The organism is Corynebacterium glaucum, from assembly GCF_030408855.1.
Classification (GTDB): domain Bacteria; phylum Actinomycetota; class Actinomycetes; order Mycobacteriales; family Mycobacteriaceae; genus Corynebacterium; species Corynebacterium glaucum.
The window spans coordinates 52,164-70,577 of record NZ_CP047358.1; the positions used below are offsets into that span (position 1 = coordinate 52,164).

The window sequence follows — 18,414 nt, forward strand, 5'->3', positions numbered from 1 at the left end:
CCCTACGCGCCGACGAAGCGGCGCACCAGTGCGCGATAGGCATCCGCGGTGAGCTTGACGTCCTCCACCTCAACGTATTCGTCATGAGTGTGCAGCAGATCGAGCACGCTGCCCAGCGTCTGATTGCGGCCGTGCAGCGCAAACCCGTAGCCCGCCCCACCTTTGCGGCGGCCAAAGCGCAGGTCCGAACCACCCGCAGCCAGGGTAGGCACAACGGGGACACCTGGGAAGAACTCGTCGAAGGTGGCCAAAATCGCATCGTACAGCGGGCCGGAGGTGGGGGAGACGGTGGCATCTTCGGTGATCAGGTGGGTGATCTCAACCTCGTCAGCGAGATCTCCGAGCGCCTCGCGCAACAGCGCGTCGATGTCCGCTTGAGTCTGGCCGGGCAGCGGACGGCAGTCCATTTCGAGCCAGGCCGTCGACGGCAAGACGTTGATCGCCTGACCGGCTCGCAGCACGGTGGGCGCGATCGTCAAGTGGCTCATGGCGTGGGAATAGCGCTTCAGGGGCCCGAGGGCGTCGTACGAGGAACCGTCGAGAAGCGATTGTTCCGTGACTGGATCGAACTTGAAGGCCCGCACGTAGCCGGGCCACGGCTCGTCGCGGCTGACGTTGGGCTCGATGGCGGCGATGCGTCGCGCGACCTCGGCGATCTTGGCCACCGCGAGGTTACGCCCGTGTGGCGCGGAACCGTGGCCGGCGTCGCCGTGCACCGTTAGGCGGCGCTGGCCTGCGCCTTTCTCGCCGACGACGACGATGAGCGCATCGGAACCGTCCGTCACCGGCAGATGGGATCCGCCCTCCTCGCTCAGGCAGTTCTTCCACGAGAACGCATCGGGGGCGTGCTCAGCGAGCCAACCAGCGCCGAGCCCGCCACGAGCCTCCTCGTCCGCGCAGCCGACAAAGGTCAGCGTGCCGCGCGGGGCCACTCCGGAGGAGGAGACATCACGTACGGCCGCGGCCATGGCGGCGGTGATGTAGAGCATGTCGGTCGCCCCGCGTCCGTAGATGCGCCCGCCGTCCTCCTCGGCACCGAAAGGGTCGCGGGTCCACTTCGCCTCATCCACCGGCACGACATCGGTGTGGCCGAGCAGGGTGAGCGGCTCAGCGTCCGGGTCGGTGCCCTCGATGGTGAAAGCGACGGAGACGCGGCCCGGGTGCGGCTCGAAGCGCTGTACTTTTACCGGAAGCGCGGTATCACCGACCTCAGCGAAGAATGCCTCCAACGTGTCTGCGCTGCGGGCTTCCTGGCCGGAATCCGGCGTGAGGTCGTTCACGCACGCGTTGCGGATCAGGTCTTTGAGCAGCGTAATCGTCGCAGAGGCAACGGAGCTTCGGGCATCAGAGGCGGAGCGAGAGTCCATGCGAATCGATAATAGCTACAACTTGTCGCAGCGCTTCCGGCTCTATGGCATGATTTGCAGTGATTTGCATACTCGGTGGCGTATATAGCCTCTCTTCGCGGAAGGACTGTACCTATCGCACGTCGTGAAACAAGCATTGACCCGCGCGCAATTCGCACCCGCGAAGCGCTGGTCAGCGCCACAATTGACTTGCTGGCCACGCAGCCGGCCAACGAGCTCTCCGTCACCGCCATCGTGCGCGTCGCCGGGGTCAGCCGCCAGGTGTTCTACGAGCACTTCACCGACCGAGACGCGGTGGTGCTGGCTGCCGGTCGGGCGATCTTTGAGCCCGCCTACACCGAGTTCATCACCACGTTCACCCCGGACACCACCTACCCGGAGCAGGTGACCAAGCTTTTCGCTCGCATGGGTGAGCACGGAGCAACCGTGCGCACGCTGCTGGATTCCGCCGCGCAAGGCAAGCTCAATCACTTCGCGGTGGACATCCTCTACGGCCCAATCCGTACTGAGCTAGAGGTCCACCTCAAAGCCGCGAACGTGGACGTCGATGCCGGGATGATGGATGATACGGCGCATTTCCTTGCTGCCGGCACGCAGGAGGTCTTCGCCCGCGGACTTTCCGAGGGCACAGAGCCGGACGAGGTTGCGCGCCGCATCGAGGACGTGCGCCGCACACTCGGCGCGTTCTCGATGGGCGAGTCCGTCACCGACTAGTGCCGCAACCGCCGCTAACGCCGCTAGAGCAGCTAGCGCCGCTAACGCCGCTAGAGCAGCTAGCGCCGCTAGAGCTGCGCGAGCATCTCGGTCAGCGCATCAATCGCGTCGATGGTGTCTTGGAACGAGCCGTCCTCGCTCACCGCGCCAACCGAGATGCCGTAAAGCTGCCCGTCAATCTCGCCGAAACCCATCTGCCGCGACTGCCAGGAGCCGTCCTCGTCAATGTCGCCCCAGCCGCCCTTGATCGGAATGTTCAACTCGCCGAGGCCCCACGCCTGCTCGTCGGCAATGTTGCGCATGTGCCGGATGACCTGGCTGGACTTCACGTCCGGGCGCTGCGAAAGCCCGTAGGCGTAGCGCGCCTGCGCGGCAAAGGGCCACGGCGTGCGGCCCCACGCGATGTCCACGCGCCCGCCTATCTCGTCGTGCACCAGCTCCTGCGCGCCGCCTGCGGCCTCGAGGCAGTACCACAAAGCGTCGGTCGCGTCGTTGTCGGAGATTTCAATCGAGGATTCAATCAAGTCCGCGATGTAGTCGTCGTCGTATTCGCAGTGCTCCTCGGCTGCGAACGCGATAGGCACTTTCACCGTCGACCACGCCGGCAGGGACCGGACTGAGCCGAAGTTGAGTTCGGACGTGCCGTCGTAAAGCGAAAGCCCCAGGCGGGTCGAAGTTTGCCGTTCGATGCGGGCGATCTCGCGGTCAAGTTTTTGCGTATCGATGCCCGCGTCAACTGGTGGTTTGGTCTCCGCTACCACTACCGGCTCCGGCTCAGCATGCGTTGAGCATCCGCTGAGTATCCCCGCCAGCACCGCGATCGACACCACCCGTTTCGCATTCACAGATCAGTATTCTAGGGTCTATGCACCAGGTGGACACAGCAGCCCAGGCAGTCGAGGAACTTATCTCGCTTTACGACGGCGCGTGTGGTCGCGCGCGCGACGCAATCGCAAGCGGAAAGTACGAGTCCTACAGCAGCGTGGTCTACCCGAAGCTCTCAGTGCGCGTGACAGCGTGGCATCCGATCAACCGCTCCGAGCCATTCGGCTACGTGGACGAGGCCGGGGTCTACTCCGCGGTGCTGTCCCGCCCCGACCTCATGCGCCCATACCTCTTAGCTCAACTCGAGGCGCTGACCTCAAACTACGAGTGCGAGGTGTGGGTCGGGGAATCGGACGTGTGCATCCCGCCGGAGTACATCACCGGCATCGACGACCTGTCGGCTGTGCGCGGCTCCAACACCCCGCACGTGCCGCGCCCGACGCTGGACGAGGTTGACGATGCGATTGTCGACGGGCACTGGGACGCGTTCCACGGCGAAGAGAAACCGCTGTTCCAATTCGGGCCGCAGCGTTTTGATCTGGCGCTGGCCCGCCTAGAGCACTACACGGGCATTTCGCCGGAGTCGTTGCAGAAGTACATCCTGTTCACCAACTACGCCATGCACGTCACCGAATTCGTGCGCTTCGGGGTGCGCGAGCTTTCCAACCCGGATTCGCGCTACACCAGGCTGGTGCTGCCCTCGGGCGAGACGGTGTCGGACACCGTTGCGCTGGAGGACCTGGAGCTCGGCTCGAAGTTCCAGATGCCGCGCTATGACTTGGTCTGCGAAGGTGGCGACGGCATCACCATGATCAACATTGGTGTTGGGCCGTCGAACGCGAAGACGATTACGGATTGTCTGGCGGTGCTGCGCCCGGAGGCGTGGATCATGATCGGGCACTGTGCGGGCATGGACGCGCGCATGCGTATCGGCGACCTGATCTTGGGCAACGCCTACGAGCGTCGGGACCATGTGTTGGACGAGCACATCGGCCGTGACCAGCCGATCCCCGCCGTGCCCGAGATCCAGCGCACGCTGGAGAAGGCGGTGGAAAAGGTCTACGGCGATGAGACGTCGCTGATGCGCACCGGCACCGTGCTGTCGACGGGGGATAGGAACTGGGAGTGGAAGTCCCCGCGCGACCTGTGGGATTGGCTGCGCGGCTCCACGGCGGTGGCGGTGGACATGGAGTCCTGCACGCTCGCGGCCAACGGATACCGCTACCGCGTTCCCTACGGCACGTTGCTCGCCGTGTCCGACCTGCCGCTGCACGCCGTGCCGAAGCTGCCCGCAGGCGCGCAGGCGTTTTACTCCAACTCGAAGGAGGCGCACGTGATGTGCGCCGTGCGCGCGATGGAGCGCCTAGCCAGGAATCCGCGTCGGCTGCGCACCCGCAAGCTGCGCCGCACGATCGGCGAGGTTCCGTTCCGCTAGGAGTGGCAATCCTGCGCAATCCGGCGCAAACGCACTACCCTGCGAAACGATGGCCCAGCACACCTCCCCGGACAGGACGCAGACGCAGCCGCAGTTCGACGACCCCGCGATCGCGATTGCGCACCGTAGCGCCGTGCGCTCGATCGAGCGGGTGGTCTGTGAAACCGCGGTGCCGACGGACCCGTCGAAGGCGAAGCGCAACGTCCTTGCGCAGCTGGAACACCCCAAAGTGCTGATTGTCACCGGCGCGGGCATGTCCACCGAATCGGGCATCCCGGATTACCGCTCGAAGAACGGCCGCCTGACCAAGGGCCGCCCCATGACGTTCCAGGAGTTCGCGCACTCGCCGGAGCAGGTGCGCCGCTACTGGGCCCGCGCCTTTGTCGGCATTCGCTTCATGCGGGCGGCGCACCCGAACCGCGCACACTTCGCCCTGGTGGAGCTGGAGCGCGCCGGGCTGACCACCGGCATCGTCACCCAAAACGTCGACGGTCTGCACACCGAGGCCGGTTCCGCGAACGTCATTGCGTTGCACGGGGACATGGACCATGTGGTGTGCCTCGACTGCCACGCGTTGCATGAGCGATCGCTTATCGACGCCCTGTTTGACGCCGCCAACCCCGACTTCTTCGAATCGGTGCGGGTCGAAGGATCCATGATCAACCCGGACGGAGACGTGGAGCTGCGCGATGCCGATGTGCAGCGCTTCGAAATGGTCGCCTGCCCCGCCTGCGGCGGTGCGCGGTTGAAGCCGAACGTGGTCTACTTCGGCGAGAACGTGCCGAAGTCCCGCCGCGCGGAGGCGGACCGCTGGCTTGCGCAGTCCACCTCCGTCATCGCGATTGGCACGAGCCTGGCGGTGATGAGCGGGTACAAGTTCGTGCTCGATGCCAAGCGCCAGGGCAAGCCGGTCGCGGTAATCAACGGGGGACCCGGCCGGGCGGACACCAAGGCGGACACTGTCTGGCGCACCAATGTGGGTGACGCGCTGGATCAAGTCCTCGACGGGCTGGGCCTATGATCGCAGCCGTCGTCAATGCCCTGGGTCTTGTGGCTATCCTCGCCTTCGCGTGGTGGCGATACCAGGTCAACGCCGACGAGCTGGGAAATGTTTTCGCGAACCACCTGGCTGAAGAAGTACCGACAGATCTGCAGGTCTATCTTCTTGGCGGCCAGCGCGTCTCTGAGGGTTTGCCGCTTTATGGCGGCGACCTCTTGCCCGGGCTGCCGTTCACGTACCCGCCGTTCGCCGGGGTGGTGTTCTCGTGGTTCGGCGAGGCCCGCCCGGCGCTCGGGATCGCGTGGACCGTGGCGTCGATAATTGTGCTGGCCTGGGTGGTGTGGGAGTCGGGGAGGAAAGGTTCCGGATTTACGCCGGTAATCCTGCTGACTGCGTTCTTCGTCGTGTGTACGGAGCCGGTGCACGCCACGCTGTTTTTCGGGCAGGTCAATGTCTTCCTCATGGCGCTGGTCTGCCTGGATTTTCTGCCGAAGAACCGCTGGTCTGGCGTGGGTACCGGCTTGGCCGCGGGGTTCAAGCTCACACCGGCGTTTTTCATCTTGCTGTTTGCCCTGCGCCGCCAGTGGGGCGCAGTATTCGTTGCGGCGTTCACGTTTCTGTGCACGGTTGCAACGGGCTTTGCCGAGGTCAAGGATGCCGGCCGTTTCTGGACGGAGTCAATGTTCAACTCCGACCGCGTCGGCTCCGCCGATAACCCGGGTGCGCAGGCGATCCGCCAGGTGTTGGAGCGTCAGTTCGGCATTGACTCCACGGGGGTTTGGCTCGCGCTCGCGGTAGCAGTCACGGTACTGGCTGCAGTGGCCGCGCACTTTGCTTTACGACGGGACGAGGTTGCCCTAGCGGTCGCCTTCATCGGGATGGCGTCGTGCCTCGTCAGCCCCTTCTCGTGGCATCACCACTGGGTGTGGATCGTGCCGTTCGGCGTGGTGATCTACCGGTGGTGGGGTGTGCTCGCACTCACGCTGTTCATGCTCCCGTACGTAGCACTGAATGTGTCGTACGGGTTGTTCATGGTGCCGGAGCTGCTCTTCACCGCGGTGCCCATCGGGTTCATGGTGTGGTTTGTTGCCCGCGAAGCCTTCGGCGCGTTGGCGCAGCGCTCCTAGCGCGCTCCGACAGTTGCTTTCGCTTTGGGCTCGGCCGGGGACTCGGCGTCCCCGCCGGGCGTAGCGTTGTCCCAGACCTCCTTGTCCCAGATGCCTTCGCGCTTGGACACGATCGTGGCCACTAGTGCCTGGCCGGTGACGTTGAGGGCGGTGCGGCCCATGTCGATGATCGGGTCAACCGCGAGCAGCAGGCCGACACCGGCCAGCGGCAGGCCCAGCGTGGACAACGTAAGGGTGAGCATCACGGTGGCGCCCGTGGTACCTGCAGTTGCTGCCGACCCGAGCACGGAGACGATCACGATCAACAGGTAGTCCGTGAACTCCAACTGGATGCCGTAGAACTGGGCAACGAAGATCGCAGCAACGGCCGGGTAAATCGAGGCGCAGCCGTCCATCTTGGTGGTAGCGCCGAGCGGCACCGCAAACGCGGCGTACTCGCGTGGGACACCGAGGGATTCTTCGGAGATGCGCTGCGTCACTGGCATCACGCCCATCGAGGAGCGGGTGGCAAAGCCCAGGGTGGTGACCGGCCACACGCGCTTGAAGAAGCCCACGACCGGGATGCGGTTGAGCGCGAGTAGCGCGGGGTAGAAGCCGAAGAGCACTAGGCCGAGGCCGATGTAGATCGCGAGCACGAACTTGCCCAGGGAGCCAAGCGCTTCCCATCCGTAGGCGGCAACGGCGTTGCCGATCAGCGCCGCGGTGCCAATCGGTGCGAGGCGGATAATCCACCACAGCACCTCTTGGATCACCTTGAGCAGGGAGCCGGAGAACTCGATAAACGGCTCGGCCGCCTTGCCCGCCTTCACGGCGGCAACGCCAACGAGCAGCGAGATCACCAGGATCTGCAGCACGTTGAAGGAGACGCTCACTGCGCCGGTGTCGCCGACTTTCGCGCTAAGGCCGAGGAAATTCGACGGGACGACGGAGTTGAGGAAGCCCATCCACGACCCGGTCGAGCTGGGCTCGGTGGCGTTCGCGGCGTCGACGGTGGAGTTCATGCCCGGCCGCACAACCAGGCCAACCACAATGCCGATGACCACTGAGAAGAACGCGGTGATGGCGAACCAAACCAGGGTTTGGACCGCGAGACGAGCTGCGTTGGTGACCTTGCGCAGGTTGGCGACCGAGGTCACCACCGCGGTGAATACTAGCGGCGGAATGAGCAGCTTCAGCAGCTGCACGTAGGTCGAGCCCACCCACGCGAGCGTGGCGGCGAGCGCGTTACCGTCGCCCATTCCGGCGGCGACGAAACCGAGAATCAAGCCGATGATCAAACCGGCGATGACTTGGGCACCGAAGTTCGAGGCCCACTTTGGGAGATGCATGATCGCTCTTTCCTAGACAGATCAGTTCATATAGGTGAAATTACTAGCGCACAACCTACTCTTTTCTCCTAGAACGTCAAGATCTAGAAGTAGACCGACCTGTCTTAAGCGTGCCGTCGTTAAGCAAAAAGCCTTAAGCTGGGCCCATGATTTATGCCTTTGAGGGCAAAGCCCCGACCATCCACGAGACGGCGTATGTGGCTCCGAGCGCGACGGTCATCGGCGATGTCACGCTCGGGCCCGATGTCAACGTTTGGCCGGGAGCGGTGCTGCGCGGCGATGTCGGCCGGATTGTCATCGGCGCGCGCTCGAACATTCAAGACGGCTGCGTGGTGCACGTGGATACCGGGGGCGAGACGGTGCTTGCAGAGGATGTTTCCGTCGGCCACCTGGCGCTGCTGCATTCGTGCACGGTGGGCCCAGCGTGCTTGATTGGGATGGGCTCGACGGTGCTGTCGCGCTCTGTAGTGGGCGAGGGCACGATCATCGCTGGGGGAGCGGTGGTGCTCGAGGGGCAGGAGATTCCGGCGTTTTCTCTCGCCGCGGGGGTGCCGGCGAAAGTGAAGCGGGAGCTGGATCCGGCGACCCGGGCGGATCGCGTTTCCCACGCCGCGCAGTACGTGAAGCTAGCTGGGCGCCATCGCGACGGGATCCGCGAGCACAAGATCTAGCGCCACGGCGCGCGCGATGTCGCGCACCATCTCGCGGTGGGTGGGCAGCATGCGCAGGTCCACCTTCGCCCTGAACGTCTCGCGCACAGCCTGCGCGAAGGGGGCGGGGGCGAGCGGATCATCGATGAACGCGCTGCCCGCAATGACCACGGTTGCAGGTTCGTGGGCTTCGCACAGCTCGCCGACCAGCTCGCCCAAACCGCGCGCACGGCGGTCGAGGGCCTCGCGCGAAACGTGCTGCACGGTCGTGTCGGTCACCGCTTGGCGCAGGGTGCGTATCGACGGCTCGTTGATCTGCTCTAGGAGCCCCTGGGTGGTCAAATCCTCGCGGACCACTTCGATCGGAGCGACTTCCTCATCGGTGCCCACCGCCGCGGCGATGGAATCGTCGGCGAAAAGCGCGAGCACCGAGGGCATGGCGAGGTCGGTGCTGGATTGCATCTCGGAACCGACGATGGCCGCGGACACCGAGGTGACCTGCACGGGGACTGCGAACTGTTCGCGCAGCTGCGCGCCGAGCTCAACGTCGTACCAACCGAGGTTCGGCGCGGTGACGCTGCCGGAGTCGGTCACAGTGCCCGAGGCAGTGACGCCGACGGTGGCCAGCGGGCGGTTCAGACCCGCTGAAAGGCGGTTCAGGCCAGCCATGATGTGCTGGATGAAGTCGTCTTGATCCAGCGCGGCGACGGAGAGTTCGAGGTCAACGCTGCGCAGCAGGTGGCCTTTGAGGTCGAACAGCCCGATGTAGGTGGAGTCGGTGCCAATAGACACCCCGGCGTGCACCGCCCGGGGCTCCGCCAACTCGAGCGGCACCGTGGGGCGGCCGCGGCCCGTCGAGCGGGCGAGGTCCATGCGCTCGGTAACGTAACCGGCCTCGACCAGGGCCGTTACCGCACGGGTGATCGTCGGCTGCGACAGCCCGGTGGCTTCGATGAGCTCGCTTCTCGACGTCAGCTCGCCCAGGCGCACAAGGTGTAACGCCTTCGCGGCGGGCGACCTGGGTCGAGAGAAAGCCATGTTGCAAGTACTACCTTAAGGTAGACCGCCTTGTCCATTCGTTGACGTGTCCAGCAAGGCAGAATAGACCGCTTGGTATGCCGTATGGGGCCTGCTCGCAACGGTTCAGCGGTTTTGGGTCCGTGGGTTAGAATCCCTAGCCATGACTTCACTCTCCGCGGCCATACGCGAAACCTCGCTACTGGACGCAACCTGCGAAGACTTTGTTTATGACCTCGTCGAACTCGTGCCCACCGTGGGCACCCAGATCGGCCTCGACGGCCACGACGGGGAGCTGCAGGACTATAGCCCAGCGTTCTGGGACGCAGTCGCGGACCGCATCCGCGACTTGGTCCAGGACGTGGAGGCACTCAACGACTCCACCGACGCGTGCGATGACGAAGATGATTTTGACGATGTCGACCGCCTGACCGCTGCAATCCTGCGCGACCAGATGACGTTTGAGCTGGACCTGCACCACCGCGGCGAATACCTGCGCCGACTGAACATTATTGATTCCCCAGTGCAGACCATCCGCGACTCGTTCGCGCTGATGCCGAAGGTCACCCCGGAAGACTTCGACAACATTGCCTCGCGCATGTCCAAGGTGCGCACGGCGCTGCGCGGCTACGCGGAATCGCTCGCCGAGGCTGCGCAGACCGGCGATGTCGCTTCGCACCGTCAGATCGACGGCGTGATTAGCCAGTGCGAGGCGCTTGCGGACGACGGCTCCCTGCTCGAGCGCCAGGGCCTGCCGCCTGAATCGGCCGTGGTGGAGGAAGCGAAGCAAGCGTTCTCAGAGTTCGCCGACTGGCTCTCCACAGAGCTCTCCCCACAGGCCACCCATGAAGATGGCGTGGGGCGCGACCGCTACGAGATGTTCTCCGAGTTTTTCCTGGGCCGCAGCATCGACCTCGACGAGGCGTACAACTGGGCCAAGGACGAACTGGCAAAAACCGTCGACGAGCAGGTGCAGCTCGCCCACAAACTCTACGGCTCGGACACCAACGTGCTGGGCGCGTACCGCCAGCTCAACGAAGATCCGCGCTACCAAGTCCACGGCACCGACGCGCTGATGGAGTGGATGCGCAGCGTCAATGACGATGTGCGCAGCGAACTCAACGGCAAGGACCTCACCGTCCCTGAGGATCTGCCCCCCGTCGAGTGCGCCATCGACGGTGCCGGCTCCGGCGGGATCTTCTACACCCCGCCGTCAGACGACCTGTTGCGCCCAGGCACCATGTGGTGGTCCGTGCCGGAGGGCCAGGAGGTCTTCCACACCTGGCAGGAGCTGACCACGGTCTTCCACGAGGGCATGCCGGGCCATCACCTGCAGATCGCTACGACGCTGCTGCAGCGCCGCGACCTGAATCTGTGGCGCCGCTCGCTGTACTGGAACTCCGGCCACGGCGAGGGTTGGGCACTCTACGCCGAGCACCTCATGGCCGACCACGGCTATTTCGACGATCCGGGCTACCGCATGGGCTTGCTGGATTCTCGCAGGTTGCGGCTCGCACGAGTGCTTGTCGACGTCGGCGTGCACCTGAAGAAAGCCACCCCGGATGGCATCGGAACGTGGGATGCGCAGTACGCCAAGGCCTTCCTGCGCGATAACTGCGCCATGATGGAGGCGAACCTGTCCTTCGAGTTGGACCGCTACATGGGCTGGCCGGGACAGGCGCCGTCGTACGCGATCGGTTACCGCGACTGGCTCACCCTGCGCGACAAAGCGCTCGCCGAGGGTATGGATCTGCGCCGCTTCCACGACAAGGCGCTCCGCCTCGGCTCGATGCCGATGGACATGCTGGCCAACGAGGTGCTCAACCACTAAGCGCCCCAGCCTTTGGCTGTCGCCTAACGCCCGCGCCGCATCCGCTTCAGAATCCCCGGCAGGTATGCGGCGAAGATGAGCACGCAGATCAGCCGGACGAGCTGCATCGCGATCACGGCCGGGCCCGCGCCACCCTCTGTGGAGAGCACCAGCACCGTCTCAAGCGCGCCGGGGCTGGTGGCGAGGTATCCCTCGTAGAACGTGATGCCCATCCACTTCGACATCACCCAGCCCAGACCCGCGCACGCCGCCATCAGAGCTGCGATGTAGGCAAGGGTGGCCGGCAGGAGCCGACTGAATTGCTTGAGTGCAGGCACCGACAGCGCGCCGCCGCACATCCAGCCGAGTACCACAAACGCCACCACGCTCAGCGGTCGTGGGGAGACAATCGGAATGTTCAGCACACTGCCTACCGCGACCGTCGTCAGCATCGGGCCGAACACTGACGCATTCGGCAGGTGCAGTAGCTTGCCCAGCGGCACGCCAACGACGATGAGCGCGGGAACCAGCAGCCACATCCACCAGTCGGCTTGTACAGCCTGGATCGGCCCGGCTGCCGGCGCGTCGAGCACGGCGGAAACCAATGGCAACGTAATGGAGACGATGAGCAAGCGCAGGTACTGGCTCAGGGCGACGTAGCGCATGTCCGCGCCCACTTCGTCGGCAATGGCCGGCATGACTGACGCCCCACCGGGCAGCAGCGACAAGATCCCGGTTTCGCGCGAGACCCCGTGATTGGCCAGCACCATCCCGCCCCCGAACGCCATCGCCAGCGCCGCCGCCGCTGCCACCAGTGCCGGAATGAGGAACGGGAGAATTTGCCCAAGCGGCACGCCGAGCAGCGGCAACGCGGCCAAAACACCGATCGCACCGCGGGCGAAGTTGAACAGGTGCTTGTTTAGCGGCAGATCACGGCCGCTTGCCAACGCCACCGCACCCGAGCCGATAATGCCGCCCAGAATCCACGCCGCCGGCACGTGCAGCCAGGAAAATAAGGCACCGAGGATCACTGACGTAGGTGCAGCGATGAGCCATCGGTTCATGGGCTGTCATAGTAGTCTTTCTGAAATGGACCTCGCTACGCTGCTTATCGCCATCGTCGCAGCGGCGTTCGCGGGGTGGATCGACGCGGTGATCGGTGGCGGGGGTCTCGTGCTCATCCCGGTGCTGATGAGCACCACTGGCATGCCGGCTGCCGCCGTGCTGGCGACGAACAAAGTCGCCGCGGTCACCGGCACCGCGTCTGCGGCAATCACACTCGCGCGCCGCGTCGGCATTCCACGCGCGACCTGGGCGTTCGCGGTCGCCGCATTTGCAGCCTCCGCTGGCGGCGCCACCGCAGTGGCCTTGATTTCGGACGACATCGTCCGCCCCGCCATCATCGTCCTGCTCTTAGCCGTCGGCGCGTTCGTCGCGCTGCGCCCCCAATTCGGCGCCGGCGAACGCACCCGCACCGTCACACCCGCGCGCACGATCCTCGCCCTCGCGGCCGCCGCCGCCATCGGGTTTTACGACGGCATCTTCGGCCCCGGCACCGGCATGTTCCTCATCATGGCGTTCACGGCCATCTTCACCCAGAGCTTCCTCGAGTCCTCCGCGATGGCGAAAGTGGTCAACACCGCCACCAACCTCGGCGCGCTCACCGTGTTCATCATCGGCGGCTACGTCCACTGGCCCCTCGCGCTCACGCTCGCCGTCGCCAATGTCGCCGGCGCGCAGCTCGGCGCCCGCACGGTGCTCAAGGGTGGCTCTCAGCTGGTCCGGTATGCGCTGCTCGGCCTCGTCGTCGTGCTCTGCACCAAGTTGCTTATCGACGAGTTCTTCTAACCCGCCTACCCCAGCACCAGCGTCCCGTTAAGCAGACCGACCAACGCGATCACGGCACCCACAACCACGAGCGCGACGACGAACCACTCGAAGGTGTTGAACAGCCGCTCGCCGCGAGCGCGCTTCGTCCACACGTACGGAACCAATCCCGGCAGCACCGCCAGCGCGCCGAAGAGCACAAACACCGGATCGGCAGCGTAGATCAGCCACAGCGAGTAGATAAAGGCGACCACGCCAACAACTAAGTGGCGGCGATTCTCGCTAGTCCCGGGGCGCACCTCGCCCTTCGTCGGATCGTCCTCCGGTCGCAGGCACAAGATGACCAAATAGAGCGCCGAGAAAATGTATGGCAACAGGTACATGATGGTGGCCAGCTGCACCATCGCGTTGTAGGAGGTCTCAGACGCGAAAAAGACGATCACGAAGAACTGGATGACCACGGTGGACACTAGCTGTGCGGCGAACGGCGCACCGGCGCGGTTCACACGTCCCAGCACCGCCGGCAGCAGGCCGTCGCGGGCCATGAGCACGATCGGCTCGGCGCAGAGCATCTGCCAGGACACGTACGCGCCAAGCACCGAAAGGCACACGCCGATGGAGATGAACACGCCGCCCCACGGCCCGACCACGGCCTCGAGCACTGCGCCCATGGAGTTATCCGGCAACGCCGCGAGCTCTTCCTGGGTGAGCACGCCGAAGGACAGCGTCGACACCGCGACCAGCATTGCCAGCACCGAGAGGAAGCCGATGATGGTGGCACGCCCAACGTCGGTACGCTTGCGCGCCTGCTTCGAGTACACGGAGGCGCCCTCGATACCGATGAACACCCACACCGTGTACAGCATGATGCCCTGCAGCTGTTTGGAGAACGAGGACCCGGTCGACTCCCCCCAGAAATCCAGGGTGAACCTGTCCCACGAGAACCCGAGGAACGCCACCAGCACGATGAAGGAAAGGATCGGCAGGATCTTCGCCACCGTGACCACGAGGTTCATCACCGCGGCCTGTTTCACGCCGCGCGTTAGCGCCGCGAAGATCAGCCACGTCAGCGCCGACACCGCCACCGCCAGCACCCACTGATTTTTGAACACCGGGAAGTAGTAGCCCAGCGCGCCAAAGAACAACGTGGCGTAGCCCACCTGCGCCATCACCGAGCCGAGCCAGTAGCCCAGCCCCGAGGTGAACCCGATGAAATCGCCCAGCCCAGCGCGCACGTAGGAGTACACGCCAGAATCCAAGTGCGGCTTGCGCTGCGCCAGGATCTGGAACACGAACGCGATGGAGAGCATGCCCACACCTGCGATGAGCCATCCGGTGAGCATCGCGCCGGGCCCGGCCACCGAGCCGATGTTTTGCGGCAGCGCGAAGATGCCGGAGCCGACGGTGGAGCCGATGATGAGGGACACCAGCGTCCACATCGTCACGGTGTGCGTCTTCTGCGCAGTCGAAAGAGCAGTGGTCATGATGGGTTACATTACTTGGTGCAGGCCCACCTTTCCTAAAATGGCCAACTATTTTCCCATGCGAGCCTTGGTCTTCGCCGTCGCAGTCGCGCTCCACGGGTCTAAAGGCCACGGATGCTTCGGGTAGCGCCCGCGCATTTCCTTGCGCACCTGGGCGTACGGGCCGTTCCAGAAACTCTCCAGGTCATCGGTCACGGCCAGCTCGCGCCCGGCAGGCGACAGCAGGTGGAACTGCACCCGCACCCCGGCCACCACCGGCGAGTGCGCCAGCCCGAAGCATTCTTGCAGCTTGACACGCACCACCGGCCGCCCGCTTGCATAATCCACCCGCGGGTGCGAGCCGCTGGGCACCTCCAGTCGCTGCGGCGCGAGCTCATCAAGTTTCGCAGCCTCGGGCCAAGGAAGGTTGCGAAGCATTGCGGTTTTCATGTCCACATTGCTTATCGACGCCCCCTTGGCAACCTCCCCGATCTCCACACCGTAATCACCCTGGGTCACGTCCGGCCATGGGTCGCCGAGAGTGGCGTGGAGGAAGTCGAGGCGGTGCTTGAGCTGCTGCGCGGCGTCATCAAGTGTGAAGTGCTCGAAGCTGAGATCGGTGAGGGCTTCCATGGCCTGGTCGGCGGTGAGCTGCACGGGTGTGGAGGACAGTTCAATCGCGCCCACCGCTTTGACCTTGCGCCCTTGGACTCGGCCGTCGACGAGGGTGGCGCGGTACTCCTCGGTGACGCGGTCCTCGGGCAGCGTGGTCGCCGCGGCGGTGCGGATGATGGCGCCGGAGCTTGAGCCGGAGCTTGAACCGGTGTTGGTGCGCTGGATCTCGGCCGCGGCGAGCCACTCCGGGCTGCCCATGGTTCCGGCCAGCTCTGCGCCGAGGCGGGCGCGGGTGCCGCTGGCTAGCAGGTAGTCTTCGCCGGTGCGTTTGGCCACCCACTGCGGAAACGCCGCCCCGACCACATCGCCTGCCGGCACCGGCGGGCCAGCGGGTGCGAGCTTGGCCAGGCGCTCCACCTGACGCTTCGGGGGTTGCGCGCGGGTAAGGTCGCCGCTGATGCCTTCGGCGATGGCCGCGACCGTCGGCGCGGCGCCGGCACCGAGGCTGAGGAGCGCCGCGCCGAGGCGTGGGTCGAGGGGGAGGCGGGCGAGCTGGCGGCCGAAGTCGGTGATCGTCGCGGTGTCGCCGGTGCCGGTGCCTTCTATTGCGCCGAGTAGTTCGAGCAGATTTTCCGCCTCGCGGAATGCGGCGGCCGGCGGAGCGGTGAGCAGCGGCAGGTCGGGCGAGCCCCAGGCGTGCATCGCTAGAGCGGCACCGGTGAGGTCGGAGGTGGCGATTTCGGGGGCGGCATCTTCGCGGAAGTGCTGGTAGTCCGGCTCGGTGAATGCGCGGATGACCGCGCCCGGCCCGAGGCGCGCGGCACGGCCGGCGCGCTGGTTCGCGCTCGCCTTGGATTCGGAGACGGTGACCAGACCGGTCATGCCCCGGGCGTCGCGGCGCGGCTCGCGCGACAGGCCAGCGTCGACCACGCAGCGCACACCCGGCACCGTGATGGAGGACTCCGCCACCGCAGTGGCCACGACCACCGAGGCATCGCCGTTTAGCGCCTCGTCTTGTTCCGCGCTGCTCAACCGCCCGTGCAAACGGGTGGCCTCGCGGCCGTTCGCGCGCAGGAACTCGACCACCATGTCGACCTCGCGCGCGCCGGGCACAAACACGAGCGTGCGGCCATCGTCCTGAAGAGCTTCCGATGCCAGCCCGGCGACATGGCGATAGAACTCGCGCGTGCCCTCGAGACGGCCCGAGTGCGGGGCGTACTGCACCTCAAGGGGATGCGTCTCGGCGCGGGTGGAAAGGATCTGCGCGCCCATGTGCTCGGCAAAGGCAGCCGCGTCCAGTGTCGCGGACATCGCGGCGAGGTAGAAATCGTCGCGCAGGATCGCCACCTCCATGCACATGGCCAGCACCAGATCGGTGTCGAGTTGGCGTTCATGCACCTCATCGATGATGACGGCGTTGATGCCCTCCAGCCCGGGGTCGCGAAGCAGGCGGTTGAGCAGCACGCCGGGGGTGACAAACTCGACCAGCTCACCGCGCTCATGCTCACCGCGGATGGCGTAGCCGACTGCTGCGGGAGGTAACGAGGCGTCGTCAAGCGAAAGCTTTTGCAACCTGCGAGCCGCTGCGCGAACTGCAACCCTGCGCGGTGCGGTGACCAGTGTTTTTCCGACCTTGTTGGCAACGGCCGGGGGAACGAGGGTGGTTTTGCCGGTGCCGGGTGGGGCCTCGACGACCAGGGGGCCGGTGTCTGGCAGCTCGCCGATGACCGACGCGACCGGCAAACCGGCCCCGATTCGTTCCAGGTTAAACATGGGCTCCCAGGGTACCTTTATGGGCATGAGACGCCTGTTCGCTGCAATCGTCCCACCCGCCGAAGTACGCGAGCACCTGGTCACAGCGTTGCGACCGATCCGCGAGAGCTTCGGCACCGAGTCCCGCTGGACGGACCCGGATAACTGGCACATCACGCTCGCGTTCTACGGATCGCAGCCGAACGACGCGGCGTTGGTCACGGACACGCTCGCCGCAGCGACGGCCTGGGCCCCGGCGCTTGACCTGCAACTTCGCGGAGCCGGGTGCTTCGACCGGCGGACGCTCTGGATCGGCGTTGGCGGCGACAAGGTGGGGCTTCGCGAGCTGATGGCAGACTCCATGATCGAACCAGATCAGCGAGGCCGCCAAAGGGCCCACCTCACCGTCGCGCGTACCGGAACCCGGACGCGCGATTTTTGGCTTCTCGACGACCACGCGCATGCGCTCAGCGTGTACTCCGGGCCGAAATTCATCGCCGACGAGGTGCACCTGATGGAGTCGCACCTGGGCAAAGGCCGCTCCGGCGGGCCGAAGTACGAGGTCGTGGACACGTTCTACCTGCGCGGCCCGGCGCGCCGGCAGGCGAGCTAGGGCTTGGTTGTGCTCCCGTACCTCGCGTTGTGAGTTAGACTTTCTAGAAGTCAAGACCATTGGCACATTCTTTGTGGAGTTGACGGAGGCGCGTTGTACGACGTCATAAAGCAGGCCTATGCAAAGCGCGCTCCCGAATACGTTGAGGCCTTGGGCTCAATTCAGGATATGAGTCCTCAAGACATAGTACTCATTTCTGAGTGGGGAAGAATGGTTAGTGGTCCGGTGCTGGATGCGGGGTCGGGGCCCGGACACTGGACAGACCTATTGCGCACTTTGGACTGTGAAGTAGTCGGGCTTGATATGGTCTCAGAGTTCATTGGAATTGCGCAGAATCGATTTCCCTCCACCAACTTCGTCTTGGGCGAGTTGTCGGAGATACCGTTTAAGTCATCCAGTCTCGGGGGGATACTTGCTTGGTACTCGTTGATTCATTTGCGGCCAGATGACTGGGCCTTGGTTTTGAGTGAATTCTCTAGGACTCTTAAGCCGGATGGATCTTTGCTTCTCGGAGCGTTTTTAGGTGAGCAAGGTGCTCCATTCGAGCATGCAATTACTACGGCTTACTACTGGTCAGAGATAGAGCTACTCAAGCAGTTGGAGTCGGCTGGCTTTAAGGCGATTTCTGTCCATTCTCGACACACGGATGGCATTAGGCCGCACCTAGACGTTCTTGCACAGCGTTGCTAGATGGAAACACGGGTTAAGTAGCAAAATGTGTGTCTGAGTTTCGGCGTTCTTGCTGATCAGTCTAGGTAAATCGGACGGATATAAGCAGCAAGACCTTATATCCGCCCGATTTGTGTTCAATCCACCGGAATGGCACTCGCATGTGCTAATCGGGGGTTGGTGTGCTTTCCGGGTGAGTAAA

General features: G+C 64.7%; 16 protein-coding genes. 9 read left to right on the plus strand and 7 right to left on the minus strand.

Translation table 11 applies throughout. The annotated features are described in order from the left end of the window. Positions 1-2: 2 nt before the first annotated feature. Positions 3-1,367: a M20/M25/M40 family metallo-hydrolase gene (locus tag CGLAUT_RS00230; protein ID WP_290185575.1), complete on the minus strand. Its 1,365-nt coding sequence runs from the start codon at positions 1,365-1,367 to the stop codon at positions 3-5. Between the two features lie 75 nt (positions 1,368-1,442). On the opposite strand from CGLAUT_RS00230, the gene CGLAUT_RS00235 reads away from it, so the two are divergent. Continuing rightward, entirely contained in the window at positions 1,443-2,081 is a 639-nt protein-coding gene (locus CGLAUT_RS00235) for a TetR/AcrR family transcriptional regulator (protein WP_343898724.1), read from the plus strand. Positions 2,082-2,149: 68 nt separating this feature from the next. Here the strand turns inward: CGLAUT_RS00235 and CGLAUT_RS00240 are convergent, their stop codons facing one another. After that, complete coding sequence (locus tag CGLAUT_RS00240) at positions 2,150-2,926, minus strand: serine hydrolase (RefSeq protein WP_290185578.1); 777 nt, start codon at positions 2,924-2,926, stop codon at positions 2,150-2,152. 20 nt (positions 2,927-2,946) lie between these two features. On the opposite strand from CGLAUT_RS00240, the gene amn reads away from it, so the two are divergent. Genes amn through CGLAUT_RS00255 form a run of 3 tightly spaced genes read left to right on the plus strand, consistent with a single transcriptional unit; the run spans position 2,947 to position 6,468 of the window. After that, the gene (gene amn, locus CGLAUT_RS00245) at positions 2,947-4,341 is read left to right on the plus strand and encodes an AMP nucleosidase (protein WP_290185581.1); all 1,395 of its coding nucleotides are present in this window, start codon (positions 2,947-2,949) and stop codon (positions 4,339-4,341) included. Between the two features lie 49 nt (positions 4,342-4,390). Further along, positions 4,391-5,362, plus strand: a complete 972-nt coding sequence (locus tag CGLAUT_RS00250) for a Sir2 family NAD-dependent protein deacetylase (RefSeq protein WP_290185583.1) — start codon at positions 4,391-4,393, stop codon at positions 5,360-5,362. Next, positions 5,359-6,468, plus strand: coding sequence for a glycosyltransferase 87 family protein (locus tag CGLAUT_RS00255; RefSeq protein ID WP_290185585.1), 1,110 nt, complete (start codon positions 5,359-5,361; stop codon positions 6,466-6,468). Before CGLAUT_RS00250 ends, CGLAUT_RS00255 begins: the two co-directional genes overlap by 4 nt. On the opposite strand, the gene CGLAUT_RS00260 is transcribed toward CGLAUT_RS00255, so the two are convergent. Next, a complete protein-coding gene (locus tag CGLAUT_RS00260; protein WP_290185587.1) occupies positions 6,465-7,796 on the minus strand; it encodes a dicarboxylate/amino acid:cation symporter in 1,332 nt (443 codons plus the stop codon). The two genes, CGLAUT_RS00255 and CGLAUT_RS00260, sit on opposite strands and share 4 nt — an antisense overlap. 146 nt (positions 7,797-7,942) lie before the next feature. On the opposite strand from CGLAUT_RS00260, the gene CGLAUT_RS00265 reads away from it, so the two are divergent. Further along, a complete protein-coding gene (locus tag CGLAUT_RS00265; RefSeq protein WP_095658970.1) occupies positions 7,943-8,467 on the plus strand; it encodes a gamma carbonic anhydrase family protein in 525 nt (174 codons plus the stop codon). Here the strand turns inward: CGLAUT_RS00265 and CGLAUT_RS00270 are convergent. Continuing rightward, positions 8,423-9,484, minus strand: a complete 1,062-nt coding sequence (locus CGLAUT_RS00270; protein WP_290185589.1) for an ROK family protein — start codon at positions 9,482-9,484, stop codon at positions 8,423-8,425. The genes CGLAUT_RS00265 and CGLAUT_RS00270 overlap by 45 nt on opposite strands. Before the next feature lie 142 nt (positions 9,485-9,626). Here CGLAUT_RS00270 and CGLAUT_RS00275 point away from each other — a divergent pair, with 142 nt between their 5' ends. Next, a complete protein-coding gene (locus tag CGLAUT_RS00275) occupies positions 9,627-11,294 on the plus strand; it encodes a DUF885 domain-containing protein (protein WP_290185591.1) in 1,668 nt (555 codons plus the stop codon). A 23-nt stretch (positions 11,295-11,317) separates the two neighbouring features. Here the strand turns inward: CGLAUT_RS00275 and CGLAUT_RS00280 are convergent, their stop codons facing one another. Then, entirely contained in the window at positions 11,318-12,337 is a 1,020-nt protein-coding gene (locus CGLAUT_RS00280; protein WP_290185593.1) for an AbrB family transcriptional regulator, read from the minus strand. 25 nt (positions 12,338-12,362) lie between these two features. Here CGLAUT_RS00280 and CGLAUT_RS00285 point away from each other — a divergent pair, with 25 nt between their 5' ends. Then, complete coding sequence (locus tag CGLAUT_RS00285) at positions 12,363-13,121, plus strand: TSUP family transporter (protein WP_232507132.1); 759 nt, start codon at positions 12,363-12,365, stop codon at positions 13,119-13,121. A 5-nt stretch (positions 13,122-13,126) separates the two neighbouring features. Here CGLAUT_RS00285 and CGLAUT_RS00290 read toward each other — a convergent pair whose 3' ends face one another. Both CGLAUT_RS00290 and CGLAUT_RS00295 read right to left on the minus strand, forming a co-directional pair. Beyond that, positions 13,127-14,584, minus strand: coding sequence for an amino acid permease (locus CGLAUT_RS00290; protein WP_290185595.1), 1,458 nt, complete (start codon positions 14,582-14,584; stop codon positions 13,127-13,129). 48 nt (positions 14,585-14,632) lie between these two features. Beyond that, the gene (locus CGLAUT_RS00295; protein WP_290185597.1) at positions 14,633-16,951 is read right to left on the minus strand and encodes an ATP-dependent helicase C-terminal domain-containing protein; all 2,319 of its coding nucleotides are present in this window, start codon (positions 16,949-16,951) and stop codon (positions 14,633-14,635) included. A gap of 25 nt (positions 16,952-16,976) precedes the next feature. Between CGLAUT_RS00295 and thpR the strand changes: the two genes are divergently transcribed. Further along, on the plus strand, positions 16,977-17,543 hold the full coding sequence (gene thpR, locus CGLAUT_RS00300; RefSeq protein ID WP_095660944.1) for an RNA 2',3'-cyclic phosphodiesterase: 567 nt from the start codon (positions 16,977-16,979) through the stop codon (positions 17,541-17,543). Positions 17,544-17,753: 210 nt separating this feature from the next. Next, a complete protein-coding gene (locus CGLAUT_RS12175) occupies positions 17,754-18,233 on the plus strand; it encodes a class I SAM-dependent methyltransferase (RefSeq protein ID WP_353959455.1) in 480 nt (159 codons plus the stop codon). Positions 18,234-18,414 lie beyond the last annotated feature (181 nt).